The organism is Desulfoluna sp. HI9BLuna (genome assembly GCF_056829775.1).
The window spans coordinates 3,968,975-3,981,374 of the sequence record NZ_CP186555.1; the positions used below are offsets into that span (position 1 = coordinate 3,968,975).

Sequence of the window (12,400 nt, forward strand, 5' to 3'; positions counted from 1 at the left end):
CGTTGTCTGTTCCGTGCCTTACAGAGCGCCCATGAGCAGGTCAAGGAGGTTCCAGAGGGGGTAGGGCCTGTTGAGCTCTTCCTCGGTGGGCTCTTCGTAGTACTGCATGGCGGCCATGCCGGCCCCGTCGTTGATGAGGCGATCGGCGTAGTCTCCCACGTTCATGCCCGTGCCGGTGATGTCGGTGTCGTCAAAGGAGAGGATGCAGGAGCAGTGGCTGTCGTTGAAGGGGCGGTAGTAGGGGACGAAATAGCCGATGTTGCCGTTTTCAGCAAAGAGGTCGTCGTACATGGCCATGAGGTAGCCCTGGTCCGCGGCCCACATGGCGTGGATCTCTTCTTTGGGCGGGTAGTCGTAGAACCGCTCGTACGAGTAGCCCGAGTAGTTGCCGTCCATGGTGAACTGGGTATGCGCCAGCTTGTCGGCGGGATACTGACGAGACAGGGCAACGCTTAAGCTGCCGTAGTCATCGGCGTCGAAATCACCGGGGATGTCCTGGCCCAGGATGTCGATGACGCTGTCCACGTTCCAGGCACTGCGGATCTTGGTGTGCAGGGGCAACGAGAACTGGGGAGAGTCTTCGGCCGTGGAGTAGATGGGACCGGAGTCGTTGAGGAGGATGGCCTCGCCCACGCGGTCGCCCAGGCCCTTGCGGATGAAGTGGTAGTTGAGGATGGAGCCGGCGCCTCCGGCGCTGCATCCGCTGACCATGAGCTTGGGAATGGAGTCGAAGTGGTCCTTGAAGGGCCCATTGGTCATCCAGTTGATAATTCCCTGGGTGTTGGTGTAGCCGTTGTGGTGCCACTCCAGGCTCTCATCGGAATCCTCGGATTCGTAGGTGGCGGTGTTGTTTCCGATGAAGATGTCCCCGGTGCAGTACGGAACAAAGATGATGGTCCAGCCCTGGGTGTCCACACGCTCCCAGGGGTGGGCGCGAAAGATAAAGGGCGACATGATGGCGGGGATGGAGAACCCGTCCATGTAGTCGTCGGGGATGCCGTTGGGGTTGGCCGCACCCCGGATCCCGCTTTGTCCCGAGCAGCTGGGATAGTCCCAGCAGGCCCCGCCGGCCTCAAAATAGATAAGCACATTGTCACTGGTCAAAGACGGGTTGACGAAGAATTTGTAAGGGGACCCGTTTCCGCACACATACTCCACGTCTCCCTCGGGTTCAAGCTGCACAAGGTTCCACTGGTAGTACTTGATGTCCTCGTCGCAGCCCCCGAAAAGGAAGGGGAGCAAAAGCACGATGACCAAAAAAGGGATAACGGACCATCTGCGCATGGCTACATTCTCCTGATTTTGGGTTGGTGGGGTGCCCACGCGGGAAGGGTCCGAAGATCGCCCTGAAAGGGCCGACGCCGGGTGTTGAACGGGGATGACACAGGGAGCCGGTTTCTTTCATGTCGCGTGTGCACGGCATGTCATGGGCGGGGGGGAGGCTCCGGTGGCAGTGTGTGGCCCGGGCGGCTGAGGAATGGGATGAATTGCATTTGGTCTATTAAACGCCGTTCAAATGAAAAAATCAACAATTGATTCATTTCGTTAGGGATGCCCGCGGCTCAACGGCCATGATGGTGACAAAGCCGTCGTCGTAAAGGGGAGACACCGGGGGATCCAGGTGAGGGGTGAGGCAATCGGCCACGCTTACAAGGTGGATGGGCTGGTCCATGGCACCTATTGTGGCTGCCAGTTTTCGGTACAGGGGAAGGGTTGTCTCCGAAGGCCTTACCGGGCGGTAGAGGTAAAGGAGGGTGACGCCGGAGAGATCGGTGGCAAAGAGGTCCCCGTGGCGCCAGGAGACGCGGTGGTCGGCAATGCCCAGGATCCGTTGGAAGAGGCGCCCGGCGCTCAGGTGCCCTTTGGAGAGTTCCACCTGCAGGGTGTGGCGGTGGGGGCAAAGGCACTGGAGGAGGAGACCCTGGAGGCCGTTTCCGGCGCCGAGGTCGGCCATGCATGTGTCCGGGGAGACAAGCTCCTTTGTCATGAGCAGGGGCAGGAGGCCCCCGGAGAGGCCGTGGAGGCCCTTTTGCTCATCCAGCTGCTTTTTTTCCTCTTCGGTGTATCCGGCGCCTGCGGTGTGGAGGGTGCGGTAGAGCTCCAGCAGGGCATACTCTTGCTCTTCGGTGTCTCCGTCGACCCGGGCTTCGGCAAGGTGGTTGCGCCAGGTTTCGGCTTCCGGGGCGAGGCGCAGCACCTCGGGGTTGCCGGCCAGGGTCATGAGGGCTTTTTCGATGACCTCCACCCCCTGTACCGTGCAGATGGTGGCCTCAAGGGCGTTGCGGATGGCGGTGAATCGGTTCTGCAAGGCGTCCATGGTCTCTCCTGGTTCAGCTGGCTCGGGGTTGGCAGCACCTGTGGTGCCGGGTCAGTTGACGGCACCTACGGCTCATAGCACAGAGAAGGGCAACTGCAACCAAAAAAGCGTGCCTTCTATGGTTAAAGTGGGCAAGAAAAGCCTGCCTCCGGCGGCCAGGGGATTTTTAGCCTAAGTGGCTTCGCCACCCCTGGACCCCAGGTTGCGAATGCCCTCTCCCTTCGTTCCTCAGGGTGAGGGCATTCGCGAAGGTTTCTGGATAAGTGAGCAAGACCTGTTTGTCAAACTTTTCAAAAGTTTGGCCCCCGGCAGGGCCGCCGGAGGCAAATATCTAAATGCGTCTGCCCTGCAAAAAAAGCCCTGCACGCGTGCAGGGCTTTTTTATTATGGCCTTTGGGTCAGCGGAATGTGTTGCGGTCTTAGTGGGCGTAAAAATCCTCCTCGGTGACCTTGTGGCTGAAGACGCTGTAGGCCCAGACCTGGTAGGCGATGACCAGGGGGATAAAGATGAGCACCACGGTGAGCATGATCTTCAGGGTCAGGGGGCTGGATGAGGCGTTGAAGGCCGTGAGGCTGAAGGCCTCGTCCAGGCTGGAGGGAAAGAGGCTGGGAAAGAGGCCGACGATGCCGTAGAAGGTGGCGCCGAAGATGGTGGTGCAGGAGGCGAACCACGCCTTGAACCAGGCTTCTTTGGCGATGAAGAACCGGATGGCCGCAAGGGCCGCCACGGTGATGGCGATGATCACAAAGAGCGCGGGCTGGGCAAGGTAGTTGCCGTAGAGATCCGTTGCAAACCAGCTGGCGCCCAGGAAGGTGACGGCGGCCACCAGGAGGATGGGCCAGAGGATCCGTGCCGTGCGGATGGTGCGTGCCTGGAGGTCCCCTTCGGTGCGGATGCAGAGCCACAGGGCACCGTGGAGGGTGAAGAGGAGCACGAAGAGAACGCCCCCGGCCAGGCCGTAGGGGTTCAACAGGGTTAAGAGGTTGCCTTCGTAGACACCCTCTCCGTTGAAGGGGATCCCTTGGAAAATGTTGGCAAAGGCCACTCCGAAGAGGAGGGCGGGTACAAAGCTTCCGATGAAGATCGTGGTGTCCCAGACCCTTGTCCAGACCGGGCTGACGATCTGGTCCCGGAACTCAAAGGAGACGCCGCGGATGATCAGGGCAAACAGGATGAGCATCAGGGGCGTGTACAGGGCTGAGAACATCACAGCGTACACCGTGGGGAAGGCGGCGAAGGTAACGCCCCCTGCGGTGAGGAGCCACACCTCGTTGCCGTCCCACAGGGGGCCGATGGCGGCCACCATGGTGCGCTTGTCCGTTTCGCTCTTGCCGAGGAAGGGGTAGAGAGTGCCAACCCCGAAGTCAAATCCGTCGGTGATAAAAAAGATGGCCCAGAGGAGCCCCCAGAGAAAAAACCACGTTGACTGCAAAACCATGAATATATCCTCCCTAATTCAATTCTGAAGATGTGTGCTGCGTTTTCAGCTTAAGCGGCGGTTTCCTGTGCGGGTGCCGGGCCGGTTTTGGCGTGCTTGATCATGAGCCAGAAGCCCACGAAGCCCAGGAGGCCGTACACCACGATAAACCCGATGAGGCTCGCCAGGACCTGGGACGAGGCCACCGGCGATGCTGCCTGGGAGGTCTTCATGAGGCCGTAAACGATCCAGGGCTGCCGCCCCACCTCGGTAAGGACCCATCCGGCTTCGATGGTGAGCAGCGGCAGGGGAATGGCAAGGACCATGGCCGTGAGGAGCCTGCGACTCTCAAGGAGTTTGTTGCGTTTGACAAAGGCCCACACCGTGAGAAAAATCAGCAGGGTGGCGCTGCCCACCATGGTGCGGAAGGCCAGGGAGGTGATGAGGACCGGGGGCCGTTCGTCTTTGGGGATGTCCTTGAGGCCGATGATTTCTGCGTTGAAGTCATGCTTGCCCAGGAAGCTCAAGAGGCCGGGGATGCGTCCGAACTCGATGAGGTTCCGTTCGTTCTTTTCATCGGGAATGGCCAGGATAAAGGAGGGAGCCCGGGTGGTGGTTTCCCAGTGGGATTCCATGGCAGCCAGTTTGGCGGGCTGGGTGTTGGTGACGTTGACCCCGTGCATGTCGCCGGAGACGGCCACCACGATAGCGGAGAAAACCCCGAAGATCAGGCCGAGGCGGAAGGCTCGTGTGAAGAGCTCCACGTTCTGCTTCTTAAGAAGGTGCCAGGCGCTGATGCCCATGACAACGAAGGCGCTGTACATGTAAGCGGCCGACAGGGTGTGAGAGATCTCCAGCAAGGCATACTTCTGGGTGATGACCGCCATGAAGTCGGTGAGTTCGGCGCGGCCGTTGCGGATGGTGTAGCCCACGGGGTTCTGCATCCAGGCGTTGGCGATGAGGATCCACACCGAGGAGAGGGAGCCGGCCAGGGCCACCAGCCACATCACCGTGGCGTGGGCTTTGGCCGAAAGCTTTTTCCAGCCGAAGATCCAGATACCGATGAAGGTGGACTCCAGGAAAAAGGCGGCGGTGGCCTCAATGGCGAGGAGGGAGCCGAAGACGTCCCCTACATATTCGGAGTAGCGGGACCAGTTGGTGCCGAACTGGAACTCCAGAGTGATGCCGGTGACCACCCCCAGTGCCACGTTGATGAGAAAGAGTTTGCCAAAAAATTTGGTCATGCGAAGCCAGGTCTCATCCCCTGTTTTCGCGTAGCGGGTCTCCATGATGGCCACCAGAACGGAGAGCCCCAGGGTCAATGGGACAAAAAGAAAATGGAACATGGTCGCAGCGGCGAACTGCAGACGGGAGAGCATTACGACATCCATGAATTCCTCCTTACAGCCGGGTCCAGGTCAAGGTAAATCTTTATAATTAAAGTTAGTGGTGTATACGTCGCCTCCGCACAGACGGCTTCGCGTGCCTTGCCAAAGGGGGCCATGCGAAGCCGTCGCGGGTCGGTTTGTCCTCGTGCGCGTTAACCTGCGGTGTTTTTCACATCCAGGACCTCTTTGCAGGAACGGCACGTGTGGGTCTTCTCCACCTCGTCCGAGAAGACCTCATTGACGGTCCCGCATTTTTTGCAGGTTACTTCAATGGGTTGAATGCTTTTAAAGGGCTCGTGCCCGGGACAATGTTGGGTGGTGTTCATGGGTGCCTCCTTAAGTGAAAGTGGCTCTTAAACCATCGTTCATTGTGGGTGGGCCCGGCGGTGTCAACGGTGCGGGCCTCTGCATTCAAACAGGGACGAAACGGGTCGGCGAACCGAGTGCCAGGAAGAAAAGCAAAACATGTGCCAAAAATGAGCGCAGGCAGGGGCTCGGTCGCCGGTAACTGGGGTCGGTCAAAAGCAACCACACCGTTGGGTGCGCGGATTGGGATAAAAAACGAATAGCGGTCGGTCCGTCTGTCCAACAGGGGAATCATACGGCTTAATACCATGGGGTGCAAAGGGAAAATGCTTTTTTTTGCTGCAATCTCGAAGGGATGGGGTGATGCGACCCCGGCTGGGCCGGAGACGCTACTGTCTCGAATCGTTTTTGAGACAGGCCGGGTCGCATATGCGATACGTCCTTTTTCTAAACATTTCGGATGGGTTAAAGAAGAACGCTGTCGGGGAGCCCTTGGCGGGGCAGGGGGGAAGGCGTCCTTCTCGGGACCGGCGGCCGGTTGGAATGTCTCATTTTTCTAATGGATGGAACAGGGGCGATGGTTCATGGACAGGGCAGGTCGTCGCTTTTGGTGCCCTGCTTGGTAACGCCGGAAAGCGAAAAATAGCGCACTGACTTGACTTGTTCGGGTTAGGAATTATATATGTGTCTGAAACAGAGGCGGCTAACTGACGGAATATTAGGGGCTTTGGATGCCCCGTTTTTTTCCGGGACGGTTCGTGCCGCTGCGCCGTACCCATTGGGTGGCACGAATCTTGAAACAATTGTCCCTTGAAGTGAAGCACAAGAAACTCCGGCTCCGGGGCCTGGCGGCCTGAGATTGTCAGCGTCGCGGGGAACTCGATGTCATCAGACAAAGCCGGAGATGCAGCAGACGTCTAATCGGTTTGAAGGCGAATCGGTTCTTCGCTTTCGACACGTGATCATTTACCATTCTTTAAGGAGAAGAGAGATGGGCCTGGGTTTTAATGCAGACGAAATTTTCGAGATGGCAGAGCAGATTGAACGCAACGGAGCCAAATACTACCGCGATGCAGCCGAGGCGGTAACCAACGCAGATGATAAGGACTTCCTCGTTGAATTGGCCGCCATGGAAGACGACCACGAAGTGACCTTTGCCGGCCTGCGAAAAGAGCTGAGCGCCGACGACAAGGCCGAGGTAACCTTTGATCCCGAAGGGGAAGCGGCTCAGTACCTCAAGGCCCTTGCCGACACCCGCGTGTTCTATGACAAGGCCATGGACCTCTCCTCCATGGAGGGCATCCTCAAAGGCGCCATTACCGCGGAAAAAGACTCCATCGTCTTTTACCTCGGCATGAAGGACCTGGTCGCCGGAAACCGTGGCAAAGCCCGCATCGACGACATCATCAAAGAAGAGATGAAGCACATCAAGCTTCTTTCCGGCCGTCTTCTTGCCAACGGCAAGTAAGTGACGGCTTCCGGGGGGCTGTCGGCCCGTTGAGGGTGACTCCCCGGATATGCGGATTTCAAGGCACCTGCTTCCTTTCCATGGCACGTGAAAGGGGGCAGGTGTTTTTTTTTCGGTTTGTCACGGTTGAAGACCCATAAAGCAATGATTCAGGAGTGCCTCCTATGGTTCACGTCGGGTCAGAGCGCAAGGCCATCGATTCGGGCTGCGCCGCCACCACATTTGTTTGTCGGACGTTTCAAGGGCTTTGTCCCCAACAGGGCTGCCTGCGGTGACAGCAATCCGGATCGTGACAGGATAACTTCTCCTTGAAAAAAAGCTGTAAAAAGGATAAATTTCCAGAATGATTATCAATCATGCCTCAACCGGCTGCCAACGCCCCTTCTTCCTCCTCCTGAGATAGTCTGCCACTCCCCTCCGGCGTGTTACTCCCTGCAATCGGTGCCGGTTTTTCTGCTTGTGCCGGTGGTGACGTTATTTTATGCGGCGTTGCCTCCCGGTGTTCTTGATGCGTCCGCCGTTTTTTTGAATCCACGACGAGACCGGCCGTGTCGCCTGAATCACGGGCGACGGCGTTTCCGGTGACATGCATGAAGGAGGCACGGTATGACCCGACCCGCGTGGCTCACGGGAAAGACCCCTTTAAAAATCCTGGGGTGGGGAGCAGGCTTCGGCATTATGGCGACGGTGCTTCTGGTGCTTGCCTCAGGATTTATGATCGAGTCCACCAACACCGACACCTTCTGTGTCCGGTGTCATTACATGCATCCCTTCCGGGATTCCTGGCGTGCCTCTGTCCACGGCGGCAGCAACCCGCGGGGCGTGGTGGCCCAGTGCGTGGACTGTCACCTGCCCCACGACAACTACATCCAGTACCTTGTGATCAAGGCCAAAACCGGAGCAGGTCATATCTATAACCACCTGTCCATTGATCCCTACACCTACGACTGGGCAGGAAAAGCTGAGGCCAACCGCCAGGAATTTACGTTTGACAGCGCCTGCAGGGCCTGTCACATGGACCTGACCCCTCCGGGGATGAGGCGGGGTGGCTTTATCGCCCATCGGGCCAAGCTGCGCGGCGAGACGGATATGACATGCTCCAAGTGCCACCCCCATGTTGGCCACCGGGACATGCTGGATATGGTGGAACGATATTTCTCCAAAGGCAAGGCCATGTAAGGCAACCGGAAACGGTTGCCTTTTTTTATGGTTCCCTTATGGGCTTTTCGGCTCCGTTGGGGGCTTCCTGTGCCAATCAGAGGGCAGTCTCCACAAGGCCGTTGTCCCTGGGGACGGCTCCGCAATGTTCATACGACACGCGTGTTGATGCAAACCCAAAGTAATGTGAGGAGGTGTTCATGTTGAATTCAGGCAGACGGGTTTTGTTGTGGGGTTTTGCTTTTCTAACGGGGATGGTTGCCCACGGGGCTGCGGAGACCGGGTATCCGGACCTGGCGACCAAGGAATTCAAGATTGTCCGGGGCTACAGCCAGGAGGCCCTGGCATGCATCGAATGCCATGCGGCCAAGACCCCCGGGGTGGTGGAGGGCTGGAAGCTCAGCAAGATGGCCCATGCCGGGGTCTCGTGTTACGACTGCCACACCGTGACCAAGCGCTCGCCCATGGCCTCCCAGTGCGAGGGGCTCAAAGGGACGGACACCTTTATTTCCCCCATGGTCTCCTCCGGGACCTGCAGCCGCTGTCACCCCGTGGAGGTGGAGCAGTTTCTTAAGAGCGGCCACGCGGAGCTTGCCTCGGCGCCGGTGGTGGAAAACGAGAAGTTCCTGAAGCTCATGTACCATTACGAAGGGGCCGAGTTCATCGGCAACCCCCTGGGTTCCTTTTCCAACCGGGCCGCACGGTCCAGCGGCTGCCAGATGTGCCACGGCACCCAGGTGGAGGTGGGACCCGACAACAAGCCCATCAAGGAGACCTGGCCCGGAGGTGTCGGTACCCGGTACCCGGACGGCAGCATCGGCAACTGCACGGTGTGCCACACCCGCCACCGCTTTTCCATTTCCGAGGCGCGGAAACCCGAGGCGTGCGCCAGCTGCCACCTGGGCCCGGACCACCCCAACATCGAGATCTATATCGAGAGCAAGCACGGGCAGATGTTCCTGGCCCACGGGGATGAATGGGAGTGGGACAGCGCCCCGGATACCTGGGAACCCGGGGACTATACCGCCCCCACCTGCGCCACCTGCCACATGAGCGGTATCGGCGAGCTGGCCACCTCCCATAACGTGAACGAGCGGCTCAAGTGGGACCTGGTTCATGCGCGCAGCGAGCTCAGGAGCGGGGTCCGGGGGGACGGCAAAAAAGGCGAGGAGATGATGAAGAAGGTGTGCGCCAACTGCCACGGGACCAGCCATATCAAGGCCCAGCGGGACACCCTGGACAGCACGGTGGAGCTGTACAACTTCTACTGGGACAAGGCCGTGGCCATGAAAGAGGGCCTGCAGGCCAAGGGACTCCTGAAGGACGATCCCTGGAAAGACGGGTTCCAGGAGCTGATGTACTACCTCTGGCACCACACGGGCAGAAGGGCGCGTCACGGCGCAGCCATGGGCGGGCCGGATTATGCCCACTGGCACGGGTTTTTCCAGATCTTTCAGGTCTACAAGGACATGGAGGACCTGTATGATTTTCGTATGAAGGCCAACAAGATCGAACCGTTGAGCCCAGTGATGAGCACCGGGCCCCTCTGATAGTGGGGAACGTCGGAGACATAAGGGCGGTTCCGCATGCGGGGCCGCCCTTTCTGTGTGGCACGGATCGTGCGTAAGAAACGTCAAGGGAGGAGACGTTCGGCCCGGGCATCGCCCTGGAAAGAAAGAGACCGCGGCCCCTGGCTACAGCTTGCCGTTTTCCGCCAGGTCCTCCAGGCGCTCCACGTCCAGGATAGTGATCTCGCGTCCGGAAACCCGGATGAGTCCCTCGGAGGCCATCTTGGCCTGGATTCGGGAGAGGGTCTCGGGGATGGTGCCCAGAAGGCTTGCCAGCTGGCCTTTGGAGATGGTGAGGGTCACTTTTTCCCGGTTGTTCTGTTCTCCGGCAAGGAAAAGCAGGTGGGAGGCGATGCGTCCCGGCACCTCCTTGAGGGAGAGGTTTTCCACCTGGACGGTGAACTGCTTGAGGCGCATGGACAAGACAGCCAGGAGCTTCATGGCCAGGGCCGGTTCCTTGGCGATGAGGCGGATGAAGGCCTCCCTGGGGAAGAAGAGCAGGGTGGTCTTGGCCAGGGTGGCCGCAGAGGCCGGAAAGGGGATGCCTGCAAAGACGGCCACTTCCCCGATGGGCTCCCCCGGACCGAAGACGTGGAGGATCTGCTCCTTGCCCTCGGCCGAGGCCTTGAAGACCTTCACCTGGCCGTCGGCCACGATGTAGAACCCGTCTCCGGGGTCTCCGTCGGAGAAGATGAGTTCGCCTTTCCGGTACTGCTTCTGAATGGCCAGGCCGGCCAGGAGGTCCAGGTCGTGGGGTTCCAGTCCGCTGAACAGGGGAACCGAGGCGAGGATGGCTGGGATGGATCGGGACATGGGCATACATCTCTTGTGCGGTGAAGGGCCCACTTGTTGTCGGACCTGATTTAAACAGTGACCACGATTTTTTCTGTTTTTGCACGCTCCTTGACCTAAGTCAAGGTACGGGGACGGGCAGTGGGGTAGGTTGGGATCACGACGGAGAAAGCCCCTTTGCCGACAAAGCGGCTTTCTCGGCATACACGAACCAACAATGACCCAGACGCCTGGTGAAGGAAAAAATGCCGGCGGGCATGACTCGGGTCCGATAGAGACAACAACCATAAAAAAATGAGCGAGGAGACCACCATGTTTTGTTTTCAGTGTGAGCAAACGGCTAAGGGAACCGGGTGTACCAAGATTGGCGTCTGCGGAAAACAGCCTGAGGTTGCAGCCCTGCAGGACCTTTTGATCCACGCCCTTAAAGGCCTCTCCCTATACGCGGTGAAGGCCGCCGAGATGGGCTACCGGGATGAGAAGATGGACCTTTTCACCTGTGAGGCCGTCTTTTCCACCCTCACCAACGTGGATTTTGACCCGGCCCGCTTTGTGGAGCTCATCGCCGAGTGCGAGGCATACACCAAGGTACTGAAAGAGAAGACCGGCCTCAGCCTCGAAGGCGCTTCCTGCACCTGTGCCGGCAAGAGTCAGGCCGAGCTGGTGGCCCTGGGCGAAGGCGTAGGGATCAATGCGGACCCGACCCTGGATGAAGACATCCGCTCTTTGAGGGAGCTCCTCGTGTACGGCATCAAGGGCCTTGCCGCTTACGCAGACCACGCGGCCATCCTCGGCCAGAAGGACCCCGCGGTCTTCGCCTTTGTCTACGAAGCCCTGGCAGCCACCCTGGACAGCACCCTGGGGGTCAACGACCTGGTGGGGCTCTGCCTCAAGTGCGGTGAGGTGAACATCCGCGCCATGGAGCTGCTGGACGCGGGCAACACCGGTACCTACGGCCACCCCGTCCCCACGGAGGTGCCCCTGGGCGCCAAGGCGGGCAAGGCGATCCTCGTCTCCGGCCACGACCTCAAGGACCTGGAGATCCTGCTCAAGCAGACCGAAGGCAAGGGCATCAACATCTACACCCACGGTGAGATGCTTCCCTGCCACGGGTACCCGGAGCTCAAGAAATACGACCACTTCTACGGTCACTACGGCACGGCATGGCAGAACCAGGCCAAGGAGTTCGACGCCTTCCCCGGCGCCATCCTCATGACCACCAACTGCATCCAGAAGCCCAAGGAGACTTACAACGACCGCATCTTTACCACCGGACTGGTGGGATGGCCCGGCGTGTCCCACATCGGCGACAGCAAGGATTTTACCCCGGTGATTGAAAAGGCCCTGGCCAGCGAAGGGTTCCCGGCGGACACCGACAAGGACACCGTCATGGTCGGGTTTGCCAGAAACGCCGTCCTCGGCGTGGCCGACAAGATCATCGACGCGGTGAAGGGCGGCGCCATCCGTCACTTCTTCCTGGTGGGCGGCTGTGACGGCGCCAAGCCGGGCCGAAACTACTACACCGAGATGGTGGAGCAGATCCCCCAGGACTGTGTGGTGCTGACCCTGGCCTGCGGCAAATTCCGCTTCTTTGACAAGAAACTCGGTGACATCGGCGGCATCCCCAGGCTCCTGGACGTGGGCCAGTGCAACGACGCCTACTCAGCCGTGCGCATCGCCATGGCCCTGGCCGAGGCCTTTGACTGCGGGGTCAACGATCTGCCCCTCTCCTTTATCCTCTCCTGGTACGAGCAGAAGGCCTGCGTCATCCTGCTCTCCCTGCTTCACCTGGGGATCAAGGACATCAAACTGGGGCCCTCCCTGCCGGCCTTTATCTCCCCCAATGTGCTCAACGTACTGGTGGAGAACTTCAACATCGCCCCCACGGGCACCGTTGAGGATGACCTGAAGGCTGCTTTGGGATAGGCAAAACCAGGTGATCGCACCACGCGATCACCTTCAGGACCCAAGGCGCCCCGCACCGG

10 protein-coding genes are annotated in these 12,400 nt (G+C 59.4%); 4 read left to right on the forward strand and 6 right to left on the reverse strand.

Translation table 11 applies throughout. From position 1 onward, the window contains the following. Positions 1–18: 18 nt before the first annotated feature. The 5 genes from ACOYW0_RS16040 to ACOYW0_RS16060 all read right to left on the reverse strand — a co-directional run bounded on the left by ACOYW0_RS16040 (position 19) and on the right by ACOYW0_RS16060 (position 5,449). Entirely contained in the window at positions 19–1,284 is a 1,266-nt protein-coding gene (locus tag ACOYW0_RS16040; RefSeq protein WP_482414838.1) for a pectin acetylesterase-family hydrolase, read from the reverse strand. A gap of 253 nt (positions 1,285–1,537) precedes the next feature. Continuing rightward, the gene (locus ACOYW0_RS16045; RefSeq protein ID WP_482414839.1) at positions 1,538–2,317 is read right to left on the reverse strand and encodes a hypothetical protein; all 780 of its coding nucleotides are present in this window, start codon (positions 2,315–2,317) and stop codon (positions 1,538–1,540) included. Between the two features lie 419 nt (positions 2,318–2,736). Continuing rightward, a complete protein-coding gene (gene cydB, locus ACOYW0_RS16050; RefSeq protein WP_482414840.1) occupies positions 2,737–3,756 on the reverse strand; it encodes a cytochrome d ubiquinol oxidase subunit II in 1,020 nt (339 codons plus the stop codon). 50 nt (positions 3,757–3,806) lie between these two features. Next, on the reverse strand, positions 3,807–5,126 hold the full coding sequence (locus ACOYW0_RS16055) for a cytochrome ubiquinol oxidase subunit I (protein ID WP_482414841.1): 1,320 nt from the start codon (positions 5,124–5,126) through the stop codon (positions 3,807–3,809). Between the two features lie 149 nt (positions 5,127–5,275). Next, positions 5,276–5,449 (reverse strand): hypothetical protein, encoded by a 174-nt coding sequence (locus ACOYW0_RS16060; RefSeq protein WP_482414842.1) that lies wholly within the window; start codon positions 5,447–5,449, stop codon positions 5,276–5,278. 971 nt (positions 5,450–6,420) lie between these two features. Between ACOYW0_RS16060 and ACOYW0_RS16065 the strand changes: the two genes are divergently transcribed. The 3 genes from ACOYW0_RS16065 to ACOYW0_RS16075 all read left to right on the forward strand — a co-directional run bounded on the left by ACOYW0_RS16065 (position 6,421) and on the right by ACOYW0_RS16075 (position 9,605). Then, a complete protein-coding gene (locus ACOYW0_RS16065; RefSeq protein ID WP_482414843.1) occupies positions 6,421–6,897 on the forward strand; it encodes a ferritin-like domain-containing protein in 477 nt (158 codons plus the stop codon). A 606-nt stretch (positions 6,898–7,503) separates the two neighbouring features. After that, on the forward strand, positions 7,504–8,076 hold the full coding sequence (locus ACOYW0_RS16070; RefSeq protein WP_482414844.1) for a cytochrome c3 family protein: 573 nt from the start codon (positions 7,504–7,506) through the stop codon (positions 8,074–8,076). A gap of 179 nt (positions 8,077–8,255) precedes the next feature. Beyond that, on the forward strand, positions 8,256–9,605 hold the full coding sequence (locus ACOYW0_RS16075) for a multiheme c-type cytochrome (RefSeq protein WP_482414845.1): 1,350 nt from the start codon (positions 8,256–8,258) through the stop codon (positions 9,603–9,605). 144 nt (positions 9,606–9,749) lie between these two features. On the opposite strand, the gene ACOYW0_RS16080 is transcribed toward ACOYW0_RS16075, so the two are convergent. Beyond that, positions 9,750–10,436, reverse strand: a complete 687-nt coding sequence (locus tag ACOYW0_RS16080) for a Crp/Fnr family transcriptional regulator (RefSeq protein WP_482414846.1) — start codon at positions 10,434–10,436, stop codon at positions 9,750–9,752. 291 nt (positions 10,437–10,727) lie between these two features. Between ACOYW0_RS16080 and hcp the strand changes: the two genes are divergently transcribed. Next, positions 10,728–12,341 carry a hydroxylamine reductase gene (hcp, locus tag ACOYW0_RS16085; RefSeq protein ID WP_482414847.1) on the forward strand — a complete coding sequence of 538 codons (1,614 nt, stop codon included), beginning with the start codon at positions 10,728–10,730 and terminating at the stop codon, positions 12,339–12,341. Positions 12,342–12,400 lie beyond the last annotated feature (59 nt).